The sequence below is a fragment of the Arthrobacter sp. ATA002 genome, from assembly GCF_026898095.1.
Classification (GTDB): Bacteria; Actinomycetota; Actinomycetes; order Actinomycetales; family Micrococcaceae; genus Arthrobacter_B.
In genome coordinates, this window is the sequence record NZ_CP114015.1 from 2,579,727 (window position 1) to 2,598,607 (window position 18,881).

The 18,881-nt window shown below is 68.1% G+C and carries 13 protein-coding genes and 2 pseudogenes; 4 read left to right on the forward strand and 11 right to left on the reverse strand.

The genetic code is table 11. The features are described 5' to 3' along the window. Positions 1 to 5: 5 nt before the first annotated feature. Both OL239_RS12890 and OL239_RS12895 read right to left on the reverse strand, forming a co-directional pair. A complete protein-coding gene (locus OL239_RS12890) occupies positions 6 to 674 on the reverse strand; it encodes a DUF5998 family protein (protein WP_268909286.1) in 669 nt (222 codons plus the stop codon). Positions 675 to 772: 98 nt separating this feature from the next. Then, positions 773 to 3,475, reverse strand: coding sequence for a bifunctional acetate--CoA ligase family protein/GNAT family N-acetyltransferase (locus OL239_RS12895; RefSeq protein ID WP_268909287.1), 2,703 nt, complete (start codon positions 3,473 to 3,475; stop codon positions 773 to 775). 111 nt (positions 3,476 to 3,586) lie between these two features. Here OL239_RS12895 and OL239_RS12900 point away from each other — a divergent pair, with 111 nt between their 5' ends. Further along, positions 3,587 to 6,112: a DNA gyrase/topoisomerase IV subunit A gene (locus tag OL239_RS12900; protein WP_268909288.1), complete on the forward strand. Its 2,526-nt coding sequence runs from the start codon at positions 3,587 to 3,589 to the stop codon at positions 6,110 to 6,112. A gap of 206 nt (positions 6,113 to 6,318) precedes the next feature. Here OL239_RS12900 and OL239_RS12905 read toward each other — a convergent pair. The 4 genes and pseudogenes from OL239_RS12905 to OL239_RS12920 form a co-directional block, all read right to left on the reverse strand. After that, positions 6,319 to 8,771, reverse strand: a pseudogene (locus OL239_RS12905) (heavy metal translocating P-type ATPase). Positions 8,772 to 8,852: 81 nt separating this feature from the next. Then, complete coding sequence (locus OL239_RS12910) at positions 8,853 to 9,074, reverse strand: heavy-metal-associated domain-containing protein (protein ID WP_268909289.1); 222 nt, start codon at positions 9,072 to 9,074, stop codon at positions 8,853 to 8,855. An 82-nt stretch (positions 9,075 to 9,156) separates the two neighbouring features. After that, the gene (locus OL239_RS12915) at positions 9,157 to 9,555 is read right to left on the reverse strand and encodes a metal-sensitive transcriptional regulator (RefSeq protein ID WP_329609218.1); all 399 of its coding nucleotides are present in this window, start codon (positions 9,553 to 9,555) and stop codon (positions 9,157 to 9,159) included. Between the two features lie 127 nt (positions 9,556 to 9,682). Then, positions 9,683 to 10,072, reverse strand: coding sequence for a VOC family protein (locus tag OL239_RS12920; protein WP_268909290.1), 390 nt, complete (start codon positions 10,070 to 10,072; stop codon positions 9,683 to 9,685). A 51-nt stretch (positions 10,073 to 10,123) separates the two neighbouring features. Here OL239_RS12920 and OL239_RS12925 point away from each other — a divergent pair, with 51 nt between their 5' ends. The 3 genes from OL239_RS12925 to OL239_RS12935 all read left to right on the forward strand — a co-directional run bounded on the left by OL239_RS12925 (position 10,124) and on the right by OL239_RS12935 (position 11,688). After that, on the forward strand, positions 10,124 to 10,312 hold the full coding sequence (locus OL239_RS12925; RefSeq protein ID WP_268909291.1) for a hypothetical protein: 189 nt from the start codon (positions 10,124 to 10,126) through the stop codon (positions 10,310 to 10,312). A gap of 23 nt (positions 10,313 to 10,335) precedes the next feature. After that, positions 10,336 to 10,809, forward strand: a complete 474-nt coding sequence (locus OL239_RS12930; RefSeq protein WP_268909292.1) for an SRPBCC domain-containing protein — start codon at positions 10,336 to 10,338, stop codon at positions 10,807 to 10,809. 159 nt (positions 10,810 to 10,968) lie between these two features. Further along, positions 10,969 to 11,688, forward strand: coding sequence for a metal-dependent transcriptional regulator (locus OL239_RS12935; RefSeq protein WP_268909293.1), 720 nt, complete (start codon positions 10,969 to 10,971; stop codon positions 11,686 to 11,688). A gap of 39 nt (positions 11,689 to 11,727) precedes the next feature. On the opposite strand, the gene OL239_RS12940 is transcribed toward OL239_RS12935, so the two are convergent. The 5 genes and pseudogenes from OL239_RS12940 to OL239_RS12960 form a co-directional block, all read right to left on the reverse strand. Further along, on the reverse strand, positions 11,728 to 12,321 hold the full coding sequence (locus OL239_RS12940) for a GNAT family N-acetyltransferase (protein WP_268909294.1): 594 nt from the start codon (positions 12,319 to 12,321) through the stop codon (positions 11,728 to 11,730). Continuing rightward, positions 12,240 to 12,722, reverse strand: a complete 483-nt coding sequence (locus OL239_RS12945) for a hypothetical protein (protein ID WP_268909295.1) — start codon at positions 12,720 to 12,722, stop codon at positions 12,240 to 12,242. Before OL239_RS12945 ends, OL239_RS12940 begins: the two co-directional genes overlap by 82 nt. 33 nt (positions 12,723 to 12,755) lie before the next feature. Next, complete coding sequence (gene cydD, locus OL239_RS12950) at positions 12,756 to 16,208, reverse strand: thiol reductant ABC exporter subunit CydD (protein ID WP_268909296.1); 3,453 nt, start codon at positions 16,206 to 16,208, stop codon at positions 12,756 to 12,758. Beyond that, complete coding sequence (gene cydB / locus OL239_RS12955) at positions 16,205 to 17,224, reverse strand: cytochrome d ubiquinol oxidase subunit II (RefSeq protein ID WP_268909297.1); 1,020 nt, start codon at positions 17,222 to 17,224, stop codon at positions 16,205 to 16,207. Before cydB ends, cydD begins: the two co-directional genes overlap by 4 nt. Positions 17,225 to 17,260: 36 nt before the next feature. Beyond that, a pseudogene (locus OL239_RS12960) lies at positions 17,261 to 18,852 on the reverse strand (cytochrome ubiquinol oxidase subunit I). Positions 18,853 to 18,881 lie beyond the last annotated feature (29 nt).

The window sequence follows — 18,881 nt, forward strand, 5'->3', positions numbered from 1 at the left end:
GCCCCTTACCGCTGGTGGTGGCTGCGGTTGAACCGGCTGCCGATTCCGGGGACCCGGCGCGCGTCGCCTGACTCGGACGGCCGCACGTTCAGGGTGTCCGTGTTGACCTTGCGCAGGGCCCGGGCAAAGTCCTTCGCGTTCTGCACCGCCTGCGCGCCGTCGGCTTCAGCACTGACCCGGAGCACGATGTCCTCCTGAGCGATCGTGCCGGTGTAGCCGTGGTCGGCGTCGCACTGCGGATCGGCGCAGCCGGCCGGTCCCATGTCCAGCCGCTGGCCGCCGGACCAGGCAATCGCCAGAGTGAGCTCACGGGCCTGGTCGGAGGGCTTGTAGTCCTGCGGCTGGGCGTACATGTAGCCCAGGACCACCGAACGGATTTGCGTGACCGGCACCGATTCGGTGGAAACCTGGGCCATCATCTGCTCGCCGGCGTCGTCGAGCTGCTGGTCGTCGACGTGCGTAATCACCAGCATGTCTTCGGTCAGGACCAGCACGGTGATGTGGCGGTGCACCTCGGTGCGCTCGAAGTGGGTTTCCAGGTGAATGATGTGGGAGAGCGGCTCACGGCCGTCCAGGGCATCGTGGACCACGTCGGCCAGGAGCGTGGGGTAAAAGCCGGCCCGCTCCATGGAAGCGTCCAGGCTGCGGCGTTCAGCGGAAAGTAACGGCGACATGCTTCCAGTTTCCCCCAGAGAGCGCCCCAGCACCTAAATGGCGCGCGGGTGTTTTTCGGGTTCGTTTCCGGACGCCGTCGCCGGCCTGTCGGGTGCCGCTAATTCCGCATCGCCCTCCGGGCGCTGTCCGTCCGCTGCTGCGGATTGCCGATCCGAATGTCCGCGCTGAGCACGGTGACGCCCGTGGTGGAGACCAGCACGGGGTTGATTTCCAGCAGCGCAATTTCCGGATGCTCATCCTTGAGCAGGGCCAGCCGCGAAATCAGGTCCTCCAGGGCTCCAACGTCCGCCCTGGGCAGGCCCTGGTAGCCGAAGAGCTTTCCGGAGGCACGCGGTGCGCGGACCAAATCAGCGACGTCGGTATCCGTCAGCGGCGGAATGCCGTGCGCCCAGTCATCCAGCAGGTTCACCGCGTCTCCGGCCAGCCCGAAGGACAGCACCGGCCCCAGCAGCGGATCCTCGATCGCACGCACCGTGCAGCCCTGCCCCGACGGTGCCATCGACTGCACTTCGAGCTCAAAGTTCCCGTAGGGCTCCAGGGCCTGCTTCATCTGTGCGATATCGCTGCGCAGTTCCTCGGGCGTGGAAATGTTCAGCCGGACACCGCCCAGGTCCAGCCGGTGCCGCAGGTGCTCGTCCATGGTCTTGATGGCCACCGGCCAGCCGAGGGAATCCGCGGCCGCCACCGCCTCGTCCGCGGTTGTGAAGGGCACCGAGGGCAGCAGTTCCACGCCGTAGAAGCGCAGCAGGGCCGCCGTCTCCCCGGAGGTCAGCCGGGTCAGCCCGTCCCCGCTCACCCGGGATACGAGACCGGCGATGAAGGCGTGGGCGCCGTCGGGGTCGGCGCCGGCGGGCTCCGTGAAATGCCCGTGGTCCCGGGCGGACCATTCGGTGTAGCGAATGAGGGAGGCGAGCGCCGCGACGGCGGCACCGGGGCTGGAAAAGCACGGCAGTCCGGGCTGGCGTCCTTCGCTTCCGCCTCCTCCGCTTTCGGGGTTCAGGAGGCCCTCCACATGGGAGCCGGGATCCATGATGCCGGTAAAGGCCGCCACCACCGGCTTGCCGGTTTCCGCCGCGCAGTCCTGCAGGCACTGCGCGATTTTCTCGACCGTCAGCCCGGGCGAGGGCAGGAGGGTTACGACGGCGGCGTGGACGGCGTCGTCGGCGAGGGTTTTGGTGACGGCGGCACGCAGCAGCGGCAGAGCCACGCTCATCCCGGTGTCCAGGACCAGGTCGGTCTGCAGGCTCCCCAGCTCCAGGTCCAGGCCGAGCGCGGCATCCGCGACCACCCGGCCCAGCGCCGCGTTGTTGCTGAACACGGCCAGGGAACGGCCGGCAGGCAGCGGCTGGCTGACGGCAATCTGCGCGACGTCCATCAGCTGCTCATTCGTGCTGACCCGGATGACGCCGGACTGGCGCAGCATGGCGTCCAGGGCCCCGGCCGGCGCCTGCGTGGTGCGCACCGCATGGCCCGGGGGCAGCTTGAGCCCGGTGACTTCGGACTTGGCCACGATCACGGGTTTCGAGGTGGCGAGGCGGCGGGCAATGCGGGAGAACTTACGCGGGTTGCCCACGGATTCCAGGTACATGCCCACGACCCGGGTGTCGGTGTCGTCTTCCCAGTACTGCATGGCGTCGTTGCCGGAGACATCCGCCCGGTTCCCGGCCGAAACGGTGGAGGACAGCCCCAGGCTGCGGCGCTGGGCGGCGGCATAGAGCAGGACGCCGATGCCCGCGGACTGGCTGAACAGGCCCAGCCCGCCGCGCAGCGGCATGGACGGAGCCATGGAGGCGTTGAGGGAAACGCCGGGGCGGGTGTTGATTAGTCCCAGGGATGCGGGACCGACCACGCGCATGCCGTTTGCGCGGGCGTGCCGGACCAGGCGCCGCTGCCGGGCAAGGCCGCGTTCGCCGTCGTTCGCGAAGCCGGCACTGACGACCAGCAGCTCCTTGACCCCGGCGCGCGCGCATTCCTCCGCGACGGTGAGCACCTGGTCATACGGCACGGCAATGATGGCCAGCTGCACCGGCTCCGGCACGTCGGCGATCCGTGCGTGGCAGACCATGCCCGCCAGTTCGAAGGCTTCGGGATTGACCGCATAAACGGAGCCGGTGAAACCGCCCTCGATGATGTGCTCGAGCAGCTGGTAGCCCACCGATCCCCACTCGCGGCTGGCACCGATGACGGCCACCGAGGACGGGGAGAGCAGGTCCGCCACGCTGCGCGCCTCGGCCCGGTGTTCGCGGGCTTCCATCACCGCGCGGGACTTGTCCGTGGGATCGATGTTGAAGTCCAGGGCGATGACGCCGTCGTCGAAATGCCGGCGCACCTCATAGCCGGCGTCAGCGAAGACCCCGATCATTTTGCGGTTCTCCGGCAGCACCTCCGCGGAAAACCGGCGGATGCCGTTTTCCCGCGCGGCGGCGGCCAGGTGCTCCAGCAGGATCGACCCCAGTCCCCTGCCCTGGTGGCCGTCGGCGATGTTGAACGCCACTTCGGCCTCGGTGGGATCGTCCAGACGGTCGTAGCGGCCGATGCCGATGATTTCCGTGCCAATGGTGATGACAAACGCCACCCGGTCCCGGTAGTCCACATTCGTGAACCGGGCCAGTTCCTTGTTGCTCAGTTTCGCCTTGTAGGTGAAGAACCGCAGGTAGATGGAGCTCTGCGACTGCTTCATGTGGAACTCCTGCAGGGCCTGCGCATCCCCCGGAGTCACGGGCCTCAGATGCCCGGTGCCGCCGTCCCGCAACACCACGTCCGCTTCCCAATATTCGGGGTAATGTCCCTGCTCCGCCATAGACTCAGAGTAGTGGGAATTTTTCTCCGCTGTCTGCAGGGCCGTCCGGCCGACACGCCGGAGCCCCCTGCACACCCGTTAACCCCCTAGTTGCAAGGACCCGACACCAGCATGGCCCGGCGCCAAACCGTCTCCAAAACCGCACCCGGCGAGGTCATCGCCGAGAACATCATCGACATTGATGTCACCACCGAGATGGAAGGTTCCTTCCTCGAGTACGCGTACTCGGTGATCTATTCACGCGCCCTCCCGGACGCCCGGGACGGGCTCAAGCCCGTGCAGCGGCGCATCCTGTACATGATGGCGGATATGGGGCTGCGGCCGGACCGCGGCCACGTGAAGTCCGCCCGGGTGGTGGGCGAAGTGATGGGCAAGCTCCACCCCCACGGCGATTCCGCCATTTACGACGCGATGGTGCGCATGGCGCAGAGCTGGGCGCTGCGCCTTCCGCTGATCGACGGGCACGGCAACTTCGGCTCCCTGGACGACGGCCCCGCCGCCGCGCGGTACACCGAGGCGCGCCTGGCCGCCCCGGCGCTGACGCTGACGGACCACCTGGACGAAGACGTCGTGGACTTCGTTCCCAACTATGACAACCAGCTGATGCAGCCCGAAGTGCTGCCCGCGGCGTTTCCCAACCTGCTGGTCAACGGCGCCTCCGGCATTGCGGTGGGCATGGCCACGAATATGGCTCCGCACAACCTCGGCGAGGTGATCGCCGCCACCCGGCACCTGATTGCCAACCCCGGGGCCACCCTCGAGGAACTGATGCGTTTCATCCCCGGCCCCGACCTGCCCAGCGGCGGACGGATTGTGGGACTGGACGGCGTGCGCGACGCCTACGCCACCGGCCGCGGATCCTTCAAGACCCGGGCCAAGGTGGAGGTGGAGCAGCTGACCGCCCGCCGCACCGGCCTGGTGGTCACCGAACTGCCGTACATGGTGGGGCCGGAAAAGGTCATCGAGAAAATCAAGGACGCCGTCACGTCCAAGAAGCTGCAGGGCATTTCCGACATTGTGGACCTGACCGACCGCAGCCACGGCCTGCGCCTGGTGATCGAGCTGAAGAACGGGTTCAATCCGAACGCCGTGCTGGCGCAGCTGTACAAGTACACGCCCATGGAAGACTCCTTCGGGATCAACAACGTCACGCTCGTGGACGGCCAGCCGCGGACCCTGGGCCTGGTGGAACTGCTGCAGGTCTATGTGGCGCACCGCCTCGGCGTCGTCCGCCGGCGCACCGCTTACCGGCTGCGCCGGAAGCAGGAGCGCCTGCACCTGGTCGAGGGCCTGCTCATCGCCATCGTGGACATTGACGAGGTCATCCAGATCATCCGGTCCTCGGACGAGACGGCCCAGGCCCGCGAACGGCTGATGGCGATCTACGACCTCACCGAGATCCAGGCCAACCACATCCTGGAACTGCGGCTGCGCCAGCTCACCAAGTACTCCCGGCTTGAGCTCGAAAAGGAAAAGGACGACCTGCTGCTGGCCATCAAGGAGCTCCAGGCCATCCTGGACTCCGAGCCGCGGCTGCGCGCCGTCGTCTCCGACGAGCTCGGCGAAGTGGCCGCCAAGTACGCCACACCCCGGCGGACCGTGCTGCTCGAATCCGAGGCATCCTCACCGCTGAAGGGTGCTGCCGCCGCTCCGGCCGCCACCGGCAAGGGCGCCAAGGCCGCGCTGCCGCTGGAGATCGCCGACGATCCGTGCTGGGTCATCCTCACCAGTTCCGAGCAGCTGGCCCGCACGGCGAACCAGGAGCCGCTCACCGAGGCCGGCCAGCGGGTGCGGCACGATGTGTTCCGTTCCGTGGTGAAAACGACGGCGCGCGGCGAGATCGGGGCCGTGACGTCATCGGGGCGGATGGTCCGGGTGCAGGTGCTGGACATGCCGGCCCTGCCGCCCACATCGGGCCTGCCGAACATGGCCGGCGGGGTCCCGGTCAAGGACTTCATGACCCTGGCCAGGGGCGAGAAGCTGGTGGGTCTGGTGCCGCTGAACGAAATCGTGGCCCTGGGCACGCGCAACGGCATCGTCAAGCGGGTGAACCCCGACTATCCGCTGAACCGGGACGACTGGGAAGCCATCACGCTCAAGCCCAAGGACGAAGTGGTGGGAGTGGCCGTGGCACAGCAGGACACCGATGAGCTGGTGTTCATTACCGAACAGGCGCAGCTGCTGCGCTTCAGTGCCTCGCTGGTCCGCCCGCAGGGCCGCACCGCAGGCGGCGTGGCCGGCATCAAGCTCGGTGCCGGTGACCGCGTGCTGTTCTTCGGGGTGGTGGCGCAGAACGATCCGGCGGCCGTCGTCGTCACCGTCTCCACCGGCAGCGAGACTATTCCGGGCACGCCCGGCGGATCGGTGAAGGTGACCGAATTCGCCGAGTATCCGGTGAAGGGCCGTGCCACGGGCGGCGTGCGAGCGCACCGCTTCCTGAAGGGCGAGGACGCCCTGGCGGTGGCGTGGGCCGGACACGGTCCGGCGAAGGCCGCGGCCGCCAACGGCGTAGCCCGCGCGCTGCCCACCGAACACGGCCGGCGGGACGGTTCGGGCATCCCGCTGACCAGCTCCGTGGATGAGGTTGGGCCGAGCAATACGCCGGTCGAACCGGGCGAGGCTCCGGCCGCCGGCTAGACGAGGTGCGGGGCTACTGGGGCTCCCCCTCGGATCCCTTGTACAGATAACGGGGCTATGGGGGCTCCCCTCGGATCCCTCGTACAGATAACGGGGCTATTCGGGCGTTGTGGACCCGTTATCTGTACAAGCGATTCCAGCAAGACCCGTTATCTGTACAAACGATTCCGGTCACACCCTGCGGACGCTGCAGAAACCGGCCCTGCCTACGCGTGCTGCTTGCCGAAGTTGCGCAGCCGCAGGGAGTTACCCACGACGAGCACGGAGCTGGCGGCCATGGCGGCGCCGGCGATCATCGGGTTCAGCAGCCCCAGAGCGGCCACCGGAATACCGACCGCGTTGTAGAAGAAGGCCCAGAACAGGTTCGTCTTGATGGTGCCCAGCGTGCGCCGGGACAGCTCGATGGCCGTGGCCACCTGGCCCAGATCATTGCCCATCACGGTCAGGTCAGCCGCTTCAATGGCGACGTCGGTGCCCGACCCCATGGCGATGCCCAGGTCCGCCTGCGCAAGTGCCGGAGCGTCATTCACGCCGTCACCGGCCATCGCCACAGTGGCCCCTTCGGCCTGGAACCGCTTGACGGCTTCCACTTTGCCCTCCGGACGGACATCGGCGAGGACATCTTCCGGGGCGATCCCGACGGCGTCGGCCACCTTGGCGGCCACCACCGCATTGTCTCCGGTAAGCAGCACAGGCCGCAGGCCCAGGGACCGCAGCCGCGCAATGGCAGCTACTGATCCCGGCTTGAGATTGTCCTGCAGGCTGATGATGCCGGCAGCCCGGCCGTCCACGGCCACCAGGACCGCCGTGGATCCGGCATCCTGTTCGGCCCGCAGCAGCGTCCAGGCATCGCCGGGCAGGTGAATCCCGTTATCCTCCAGCCAGCCGGGGCGCCCGGCGACGACGGTGCGGCCGTCCACGGTCCCGCGGACCCCGCCGCCGGGGGCCGAGTCGAACCCGGTCACCGGAGTCAGCGCGCCGCCGGACGCTGCGTCACGGGCAGCAGCGGCGATGGCGACGGCGATCGGGTGCTCCCCGCCGCTTCCACGGATCCTGCCAGCTGCAGCAGTTCTTGTTCCGCCGCGGTTTTGTCGGCCTGCGAAGTCCCGGCGGCTGCCGTTTCGAAGGCCAGGGTCCGGACTACGGACAGCCGGCCGTCGGTGACCGTGCCGGTCTTGTCCAGCACGATGGTGTCCACGGTGCGGGTATCCTCCAGCACCTGCGGGCCCTTGATCAGGATGCCCAGCTGGGCGCCGCGTCCGGTGCCGGTCAGCAAACCCACGGGAGTGGCCAGGCCCAGGGCACAGGGGCATGCGATCACCAGGACGGCGACGGCGGCGGTAAAGGCTGCCTGCAGGTCTCCGGCGAAGACCAGCCACAGCACGAAGGTGAGCACGGCAATGACCAGCACGATGGGGACAAAGACAGCGCTGATCCGGTCCGCCAGCCTTGCGATCGGTGCCTTGCCGGACTGGGCGTCGCTCACCAGCCGGCCCATTTGGGCGAGGGTGGTTTCGCTGCCCACGCGGGTGGCGGTGACCAGCAGCCGGCCGGAGGTGTTGACCGTGGCACCGGTGACGGTGTCCCCCGGACCCACTTCGGCCGGAACGGATTCGCCGGTAACCAGCGATGCGTCCACGGCCGAGTGCCCCTCGGTGACAACGCCGTCGGTGGCAATCTTTTCACCGGGGCGAACCACAATGACGTCGCCCACTGCGAGGTCGCCGGCCGGAACCCGAACCTCGGTGCCATTGCGCAGTACCGTAGCATCCTTGGCGCCCAGGCTGAGCAGGGCCTTCAGCGCATCACCGGCGCGGGCCTTGGCGTTGGCCTCCAGGTACCTGCCCAGCAGCAGGAAGGTCACCACCACGGCGGCAACTTCGAAGTAGAGGTTCGCATGGCCGCTGTCGGTCATGCCGGGCATCTCCGTCATGCCGGCGTGGGCCGTCAGTGACGGATCAGTCAGGAGGGTTCCCAGCGAGAACAGGTAGGACGCGGTCACGCCCAGGGACACGAGGGTGTCCATGGTCGAGGCGAAGTGCCGGGCGTTGACGGCAGCGGCGCGGTGGAAGGGCCACGCGGACCACGTGACCACCGGCAGGGAGAGCAGTGCGGCGAACCAGCCCCAGTTACTGAACTGCAGGGCCGGGATCATGGAGACGAGGAACACCGGAACGGTCAGCACAGCGGCGAGGATCAACCGGGGGCGCAGGGCGGCGGCCGTTCCGCCGTGGGCCATGTGGTCCTCACCGGTGCGTTCGGAGCCGGCGTGTTCAAAGCCGGCGTGTTCGGAGCCGGCGTGTTCGAACGGCTCCGCGGCGGGCTGCCCGTGGCCGGAACTATCGTGTCCGCCGTGCCCGGCGCCGTCGTGCGTTTGAGCAGGCCGCGCGTTGCCGTCGACCCGCGACGATCCTGCGGGGCGCACCAGCCGGGCCTTATAGCCCGCCGAGTCCACGGCCTGCAGGATTTGCTCGTCAGTTACGCTGTCGGGGACACGTACCCGCGCGGATTCCAGCGGAAGGTTGACCGTGGCTTCAACGCCGTCGATCTTTCCCAGTTTTCGCTCCACCCGGCCCACGCACGAAGCGCAGGTCATGCCCTCAACCTTCAGGTCGATGACCCGCTGCTGCGGCTGCTGGAGCAGTTTGTCGGTGCTCATGCGTCTGCTGTCCTTCCAAGGTATTGCGGTGCGGGCGCTGCCCGCGGGGTGCGGGGTTCCACCTCAGCGGAACCTTCCCGCTTAGGCGGAGGGTTCCACCACGAGGTAGCCTGCCTCGGCCACGGCTTCGCCGAGTTCAACGGGCGAAAGGCTCCGGCTGGAGGTGACGACGGCGGTGGAGACGCCGCCGGCGTTCAGGTCGACACTGACGCCGTCGACGCCGTCGAGGGCTTCGAGTTCTTCCGTGACGGACGCGACGCAGTGGCCGCAGGTCATGCCGGAGATGTTCAGAGTGGTTTCCATGGGGTTCTTCCTTCGTTCGCGGGTCGGGTTGACCATTCGGTCCGGGGCCGCGGGGATGGGGCCGCCGGTTCGGTGCGGCGGCTCAGCGCAGGAGGCGGCCGATGGCATCGGTGGCTTCCTGGACCTTTGCCTGCACCAGTTCAGGGTTGCCGGTGGCGTCTGCCTCACGGGCAGCGCCCACCACACAGTGCGAGATATGGTCCTGGACCAGGCCCAGGCTCACGGCATGCAGCGCCTTGTTGATGGCGGCCACCTGGGTCAGGATGTCGATGCAGTACTTGTCATCCTCAACCATGCGGGCAATCCCGCGGACCTGTCCCTCAATGCGCCGGAGCCGCTTAAGATAGGCCTCTTTGTCGGTGGCGTAACCGTGGGCACCGGTGTGGTCATGGTCAGCGAAGGGATTCTGCCCGACGCCCGGCACTTCGGCCGCGACGTCCTTCGCGGGGCCGGCAACGGCCTCTTCCCGGATTGTGTCCATATCCGCTCCTAGCTCTCGATCTCTTCCAAACATATACCCCCTCAGGGTATGTCGTCAAGTACCCCCTGGGGGTATTGCTCGAAGCCAGCCGGCCCGCCTGCCACGTCCCACCTAGGTCCGGCTCTGCCTACGGAAGCCCCCGCTCGGCGTCGCTGCGCAGGATGCAGAACTCGTTGCCTTCCGGGTCCGCCAGCACCACCCACCCTTTACCGTCCGCCGTGCGCCGGTCGTCCACCTCTCGGGCACCCAGCCCCAGCAACCGCTCAAGTTCCCGGTCCCGGGTGCCCGCGGCCGGCTTCAAATCCAGGTGCACCCGGTTCTTGACCCGCTTGGCATCCGGGACCTCAATGAACAGCAGCCGCTGGCTGCCGTCCCCGGAGAAGATCATGCACTCTTCATCGCCGGGACGGTTCGGGTCCTCCGGGTCATCGTGGAAACCGAGCACTTCGCACCAGAAAACCGACTGGGCAAAGGCGTTGAGGCTGTCAAAGGACGTGTGCGAAATTATGGCCGACATGACGGTCAGCGTAACCGGAACCCGGCCGGGAGTGCCTGTGCAAGGATGCCGATGAACGCTGAGACCGAACTGCTCCTCGCCGGTCCGCGGGGACGCCGCATGTGCCTGCAGATCACCGCGGTGCTGGACCCGGCCGTCGAAGGACGACGACGCGTGCCCGCCTGCCGCTGCAAGGCAGCCGGTGTCCGGTTCAAGAACCGGACAGCGCGATTCGGGGCCGGCCCGTGCTGGTGCGTTTGAGATGGGTGCGTTAGGCTCCGGCCATGCCCCTGACCAGCCGTTCGCTCTCCGCTTCCCGGGAGGCCGTGCACCTGATCTGGTTGCTGCCCGTCTCCCCGGCCCGTGTGTGGTGGGGGCTTACGGATCCGGCGGCCCTGCCGCAGTGGATCGGAACCGTCACCTCCGGCGAATTCGCCGCCGGCAGTGCCGTGACGGTGCAGCACGCCGAGAACTATTCCTGCATCAGCACAGTCCTGGACTGCACACCGGAAGCGCTGCTGGCCATGACCTGGGAATTCCCGGACGAGCCGCTCTCGCATCTGCGCATCACGCTCACGCCGGACGGAACCTTCACCCGCCTGGATCTCACGCATGAGGGACTCGGAGCGGAAACGGCCAACTATTTAACCGGGTGGCACACGCATCTGCTGTACCTCGAAGACCTGCTCCGGGGCTGTCCACGGCCCATGGCCGAGTTCTGGCCGACCTATGAGGGAATTGCTTCGCATCTAAGCTGAGCCAGGCACCGGGCGCCGCTTCTGGCCTACCGTATGTACTCCAGTCATGCCCGGCCGCGGCGGACGCGCCGCCCACGCGCCCGGGAGCCGGCGTCCGGGAGAAGTCCGGAGGCCGCCGGATGCCGGGCCCGCCGACCCGCCGTCACGTAGGGTGGAGGGGTGGGTACCAATTCGCTTTCAGCCGCATCCGAGGACTACCTCAAGGTCATCTGGACCGCACAGGAATGGACCGATGCGCCGGTCACGGTTTCTGCCCTGTCCGCACACGTGGGGAATTCGCCGTCGTCGGTCTCCGAAGCCGTCAAGAAATTGACCGCCCAGGGGCTGCTCACCCATGCGCGCTACGGTTCCATCGCACTGACGGAGGAAGGAACCCGGGAAGCGGTGGCCATGGTGCGCCGGCACCGGCTGATCGAGACTTTCCTGGTGGAGTATCTGGACTACGGCTGGGACGAGGTACATGACGAAGCCGAGCATCTGGAGCACGCGGTTTCCGACAAGCTGGTCAATGCCTTGGACCGCCGCCTGGGCTATCCCGTGCGCGACCCGCACGGAGATCCCATCCCCACTCGGGACGGCAGCTTTCCGCCGCTCGCCGCCGTGCGGCTCAACGGCTGCGAGCCGGGCAGCGTCGTGACAATTGCCCGGGTCGCGGACGCCGATCCGGAACTGCTGCGGTATCTGGCCGGATTGGGACTGCACCTGGACGTCCGGGTGCATGTGCTTTCACGCCAAGCCTATGCCGGAACCCTCACGGTGGCGGCAAACGGGAAACAGCTGGAGCTGGGCCTTCCGGCCGCGCAGTCCATTTGGGTCCTTCCGGCGCCTGCCACGGAGGGCCTGCCTGCCCCCGCCGCGGAGGGCAGCCGGCAGGGCTGAGCGCTGGGCAGCCGGCAGGGCTGAGCGCTGCGCAGCCGGTTACGGCAGTACGTGCAGGTCGAACACCACTTCACGGTAGGTGGGCGCGTAGCCCAGGCGTTCATAGAGCCCGAGCGCACCGGACGGATTCTCGGTGTCCACGCCCAGGCCCGCCCGCTCCATCCCCGCGGCCTTGTACCGGCGCATGGCCTCACCGAGCATGGCCGGCGCCAGGCCCAGGCCCCGGTAGTTCCGGCGGACGCCGAGCAGTTCGGTGTACCCCTCCGTGTAGCCGTTGAGTTTCTGGCCCTCCGGATCGTAGGAGGCAATGTTGTAGCCGGCGATTTCCCCTGTGGCGGTGTCCATGACCGCGAAGGTCCAGTCCGCCCGGAAATGCGGGTGCTCCACATTGTGCCGCCAGCGTTCGGCGTCGCGCTCCTCGCTCCCCCAGTGGTCCTGGAAGACCTCGTTGTGGGCCAGGCGCAGCGCCTCGGAAATGTCTTCGTTGAAGGTCACGTATTCCAGGCCGTCCGGCAGCGTGGAGTCGGGCATGTCCGCGTCCAGCGGCCGGCTCATCTCGGTGAAGTAACGCACCACTGACGCGTTGGCGGCGTGGAACAGCGCCACATGGGAGATGTTGTCCTCCTCCGCCATGAACCGCAGGAGGCCCTTCTCATGGCCGGTTTCCAGCAGCCGCTCCCGGGCGCGCTGCTGCTGCCAGCGCAGCAGGGCAGTGCCGATGCCGCGGCGGCGCCACTGCGGGTCCACTCCCCGGCGCCGTGGATCTTGTCCGACCCCTCGGTCCGGACCAGGTATCCGTAGGCGCGCGGCACGCCGTCCCGGTCCAGCCCCAGCAGGGTATCCCGGGCCGGGTCGTCGGAGCTGGCCTCCAGCACATGCTCCAGGTCTTCACGCTGGTTCACGTAGCCGGGCTTGTCGGCCGCGGCTATACGCCGGATCAGGCCCAGCCAACCGTCGACGTCCTCAGCCGTGATGGCCCGCCAGCGCAGGCCCGTGCCGGGTCCGGGAATTTCCGGTGGTGTAGAAATGCTCATTTTTCCACCCTATGACACCGGCGCCGGACACCCCTATGCGTGTGACCCGGCGCATACCGGCTCGCCAAGGACAACCCTGCGGTCGCACCAGGCGGCATCAGCCGGGTTGTGGGTGACCACCACTACGCACTTTCCGCGCAGTCCGGCCGACAAATCGGCCATCAGCTGCTCCCCCGCTTCCGCGTCCAGGTGGGCGGTGGGCTCGTCCAGGAGAACGACGTCGGCTTCGGTCAGGAGAGCGCGCGCGACGGCGAGCCGCTGGCGCTGACCGCCGGAGAGGAAATGTCCGCCGGCTCCCACGCGGGTGTCCAGCCCTTCCGGCAGCCCCGCAAGGAACGGCCCCAGCCCGACGGCATGCAGGGCGGCCGTCATTTCCGCCTCGGTGGGCGCCTGGCTGCGGTCCCGGGCCAGCAGCAGGTTTCCGCGCAGCGACGAATCGAACAGATGCGCCTCCTGCGGGCACCAGGCCATCCGCCGGGCCGCCGGCGGCAGGTCCGCGGCCGCCTGTCCGTTGATCCGCAGTGAACCTTCCTGCGGAGTGAGGAAGCCCAGCAGGACACCGAGCAGTGTTGACTTTCCGCTGCCGGAGGGCCCGGTAACGGCCAGCCAGCTGTCCCGGTACAGGTCCAGATCCAAATCCTCGAACACCGGAGTGCGCTGGCCCGGATAGCTGTAGCTGACCCCGCGCAGCTCGACGGTGTCCACGCCGGAGGCCACCTTGTCCCGGGGACCGGCAGTTTCCTCCGGTTCCACGGTGTCGGTGCCCAGCTCCGGCAGCACCTTGTCACCCAGCGCACGCCAGGCCGAGAACTGCTGGATGGAGCCGTTGACGGCCACGAAGGCTTCGATCAGGGCCAGCTGCATGAGCACGACGACGGCGGCCACCGTCGCCGGCACATTTCCGGCCACGCTGATCATGTACAGGGCGGCCAGCGAGCAGGCCAAAGCCGTGAGCGCATTGGCCAGGCCCTGCGCCCACGCACTGCGGCGCACGGCAGCGGAGGCCCGTGCATCGAGCTCCTGCTGGCGGGCAAACACCGGCGCGGCGCTGCTGTTGGCTTCCAGATCCGGCGCGGCCTCGAGCAGGCGGGCCATGGCCGCCATGGACCGGGACTGCAGCCGCACCGTGGCGGCCCGGGCCGCGGAGTCGGCGCCGAGCGCGATCAGCGGCGCCACCACCAGGCCCACCGCGCAGACCAGGAGCTGCGCGCCGAGGGCTTCGGGCAGCAGCAGGCCGGTGGCGATGCACGCCGCGACGGCGGTCAGGAACCCGGTCAGCGGCGCAAAAACGACGCGCGGAGCAATGTCCCGCAGCTCATCGACGTCGCCCACCAGGCGTTCCAGGGCCCCGCCGCCGCGGGCCAGCCGGCGCCACCCTTCAGGCCGCTGCAGCAGTCCGCTCCACAGGCGGATCCGGATGGCGTTGGTGGCCCGGAAAACGGCGTCGTGCAGGCGCAGGCGCTCCAGGTACCGCAGCACGGCCCGGCCGATGCCGAAGAACCGGACACCGACAATCGCGGTGAGCAGCAGCATGATGGGCGGCTGTTCGTCGGCCCGGACGATAAGCCAGCCGGACAGCGAGGTGAGGGCCACGGCAAAGAGCGTGGCACCGGTCCCCAACAGCAGTGCCAGCAGGAACTGCTTGCTCCAGGGCCGCAGGACCATGAGGTTCTTCCACAGCGGCTGGTGCCCGGGGCGGTCACCGGTTTCGGCGGCGTCCTCCTGCCAGCGGACAGGGGCGGGCAGGCCGTCGGACACACCGCCGCCGGGTGCGGCGCCTGGTGCCGGGGACCCGGCTGCGGCATCCGCCGGCATGCTCCCGGAAACCGCGGCGGCAGCGGACGCAGTGGATGCAGCGTCCTCCGGGCCCTCCGCCAGCCCGGAGTCCACGGGAACCAGGCGGTCGGCGACGGCGGCTGCCGCCTGGTCGTGGGCCACCAGCAGCACGGTTACAGTACCGCGCAGGTTGTCCAGGGCACGGATCACTGCCGCGGCACTTGCTTCATCAAGATGCGCGGTGGGTTCATCAGCCAGCAGCACGTTCACCTGCGGCTGGCATGCAACGCGTGCCAGGGCGCGGGCAACGGCGACGCGGCGCTGTTCGCCCGGGCTCAGGTCTGCCGTGCGGGTGTCCAGCAGGTGCAGCGAGTCGATGGCGGCGAGCGCGCCGGCTGCCGCCCGGCGTCCTTCCTCTCCCTGGCCGAGGCCCGAGTAGAGGGCGATCTCGTCAGCGGTGTGCTCCTCGACCAGAACCGGATGCTGCGGAATCCAGGCGATGCCGGAGCGCCCGACGCCGGTGACAGTGCCTTCCAGCGTGGTGTCGCCGCCGCCGCGGCGCAGCCCGGCGAGGGTTTCCAGGACCGAGGTCTTGCCGCTGCCGCTGTTTCCGGTGAGGGCGGTGATGCTGCCGGCGGGCACGTCAAAACTGAGCCCGGACACGGCAGGTTGGGGCCGGCCCGCATAACGGATGGTCAGCCCCGCCACGGAGAGCGCGGCCGGAGGGACCGGTCCCCGGTCCTCCGCCGGGCGGCCGGCCGGCACCAGGGGAACGCCGGCCGGGGCGTCCAGGACAGCGTTGGTGCGCTTGAGGGCTTCGAGCCCGTCTTCGCTGGCATGGTGGGCCGTGCCCAGGTCGCGCAGCGGCTGGTAGCACTCCGGTGCCAGGATCAGGGCCAGCAGGCCCAGCTCCAGGGACATGGAGCCGTTGACCAGGCGCACGCCGATCACCACCGCCACCAGGGCCACGGAAATAGTGGCGATCAGCTCCAGGGCCAGGGCGGAAAGGAAGGCCACGCGCAGGGTTTCCAGTGTCCGGATGCGGTAGTTTTCCACCACGTCCCGCAGCGCGCGGGTCTGCGCCCGGGCCCGGCCCAGGCCGACCAGTACCGGCAGCCCCTTGGCCAGTTCCAGCATGTTGTCGGAAAGGCGGTTCAGTGCATCGACGGCGGCGGCGGTCTTGTCGCCGGTGTGCAGGCCGATCAGGACCATGAAGACCGGAACCAGCGGAACCGTCAGGACCACGATGAGCGCGCTGAGCCAATCGGCGGAGAGGATGCGCAGCCCCACCAGCAGGGGCACGACGGCGCAGGTCACCAGTGCGGGCAGGTACTTGGCGTAATAGTTGTCCAGTCCGTCCAGGCCGCGGGTGATCAGGACGCTCAGCGCGCCGCTGCCCATGCCGGGCACGGAGCCTCCGTCGTCGAGCACCCGGGAGGTGAGCGAGGAGCGCAGCTCTTCCTTGACGCCAGCCGCGGCCCGCTGCGATACGGATTCTGTGCCCCAGACCGCGAGCGAGCGCAGGACGGCGCCGGCGATGCCGTTGGCGAACACCCAGCGCCAGTCCGGGCCGCCGGAGGCGAGCCCGGCAACTCCGGCGGCCACACCCGTGGCCAGGAGCACGAGCCCCGCGGCCTTGACGGCTGCCAGCAGTCCCAGCAGGTACAGCGCGCGGCGGCTGGCCGCGCTGACCGGAAGCACCGGTTTCACTGGGCGTTCACCGTGTGGGCAGCCGGAATGGACTCAGCCGTGATGCGCTTGCGGAAGACCCAGTACGTCCAGCCCTGGTAAAGGACCACCAGGGGCAGGCCGAAGAGCGAGACCCAGGAAATCACGGTCAGGGTGTAGTCGGACGACGACGCGTTGTCCACGGTCAGGCTCCAGGCGGGATCCAGTGTGGAGGGCAGCACGTTCGGGTAAAGCGAGGCAAAGATCGTGAACACACCGGCCACCAGGAACAGCCCCATCCAGCTGAAGCTCCAGCCTTCGCGGCCGCGGCGCGCCGAGACCCAGGCAAACACGACGGCCAGCACCGCGATGACCAGCGGAATCAGGGTCAGCGCCTTGCCGTTCTGCTGCTGGACCACAATGGCCCAGGCGGCCATGGGCAGCACGGCCAGCGGCAGCCAGCGCACGACGGCGCGGCGGGCCCGCATTTCAATGTCGCCCCGGGACTTCAGCGCCAGGAACGCGCAGGCATGGACCAGGCAGAACGCGACGACGGCCAGGCCGCCCAGGACCGCGTAACCGTTGAACCAGGCGAAGGCTCCTCCCACCCGGTCGCCGTTTTCGTTCAGCGGCAGTCCGGTGGTGGTCAGCGCCAGCGCCGCGCCAACGCCGAAGGCCGAGATGAAGGAGCCCAGGGCCATGGCCCAGTCCCAGCGGCTGCGCCAGCGGTCATCGTTGTGCTTGCCGCGGTATTCGATGGACACCGCCCGGAAGATCAGGCCCAGCAGGACAAAGACCAGCGGAATGTACAGTGCCGAGAACAGTGCGGCGTACCAGAGCGGGAAGGTGGCAAAGGTCATGGCACCGGCCGTAATCAGCCACACCTCGTTGCCGTCCCAGACCGGACCGATGGTGTTGAGCATGACCCGGCGGTCCTTTTCACTGCGGCCCATCAGCTTCATGAGCATGCCGACGCCAAGGTCGAAGCCTTCCAGGAAGAGGTAGCCGGTCCAGAGGAAGGCCAGGACGATGAACCATAGTGTGGATAGCGAAATCACTTCTGAGCTCCAGATCGCTTAGTAGGCAAAGCCGGGTTAGTACGCAAAGCCGAGGACATCGTCGGGCTGCTTGGCCCTGCCGCCGCCGGAGGAGCCGCCGGGTCCGTCGGACCCGTCGCTGCCGGTTCCGTCGTCACCGCCGGCGGAGTCGAGTCCGCCGGAGGAGCCGCCGTCGCCGCCGTGCAGCAGCTCGGGCATCGCAGAGGGCACGCCGCCGCGGGTGAACTTGAACAGCAGCCGCACCTCCACGATCAGCAGGGCCAGGTAGACGACGACGAAGGCAGCGAGCGAGAAGAGCAGCTCCGCCCGTGAGACCCCGGGCGACACGGCAGCGGCGGTGAACATGAACACCTGATCAATGCCGGTGAAGCTGGGGTTGGGGGCCACGACGAAGGGCTGGCGCCCCATCTCGGTGAAGATCCAGCCGGCGCTGTTGGCCGCAAACGGAGCCAGGATGCCGAACACTGCCAGGCGCATGAGCCACTTCGACTGCGGCACGGTGCCCTTGCGGGTTACCCACAGTGCTGCCGCTGCGGCGGCGGCGGCGATACCGCCGAAGCCGATCATGAGCCGGAAGCCCCAGTAGGTCACGGACATGACCGGCAGGTAGTCGATTTCGGTGCCGGCCTGCTCGCCGTACTTGGGATCGTCCGGGATGTGCGTGCCGTAGGCCTCCTGGTACTCGGGGATCAGGGTGTTGACGCCCTTGATCTCGGTGTCGAAGGTGTTGTTGGCCAGGAAGGACAGGAGACCGGGGACTTCAATCACAGCAGTGACATCGTCGCAGTCCCGGGCTCCGACGTCCCCGATGGAAAGGATGGAGAAGGAGGTTCCGTCATGGCAGGCGGCCTCCGCGGCGGCCATCTTCATGGGCTGCTGCTCGAACATGAGCTTGCCCTGCAGGTCACCGGTGATGGCGGTGCCGGCGAAGGAGACCATGGCCACCACCGCCCCGATGCGCAGCGACTTGATCCACACGCTGTGGTCGGCCTTGTCGCGGCCAATCTCCGGGCGCTCACCGACGTTTACGGTGCCGTCCTCATTGACGGTGTCAATGCCGTCGCGGCGCCGTTTCCACAGGTGGTACCAGGCGATGCCGAGCAGGAAGCCTCCGCCACGGCGAGTGCGGCGGTGATCTGGTGCGGGAAAGCCACCAGGAGGGTGTTGTTGGTCAGAACGGCCCAGATGTCATTCAGGACAGGGCGGCCGTCCACCATTTCCACGCCAACGGGATGCTGCATCCAGGAGTTCGCGGCCAGAATGAAGTAGGCGGACAGGACGGAGGCCAGGACGGCAATCCAGATGGAAGCCAGGTGAACCTTCTTGGGCAGCCGGTCCCAGCCGAAAATCCACAGCCCCAGGAAGACGGACTCGGTGAAGAAGGCCAGCAGTGCCTCCAGGGCCAGCGGGGCGCCGAAAACATCCCCCACAAAGCGGCTGTACTCGCTCCAGGCCATGCCGAACTGGAACTCCTGCACCAAGCCGGTGGCGATGCCCATGATGAAGTTGATGAGGAAGAGCTTTCCCCAGAACTTGGTCATCCGCAGGTATTCGTCCTTGCCGGTGCGGACCCACATGGTCTGCAGGGTGGCAACCACAAGCCCCAGGCCGATGGTCAGCGGCACCATGAGGAAGTGGTAAACGGTGGTGATGCCGA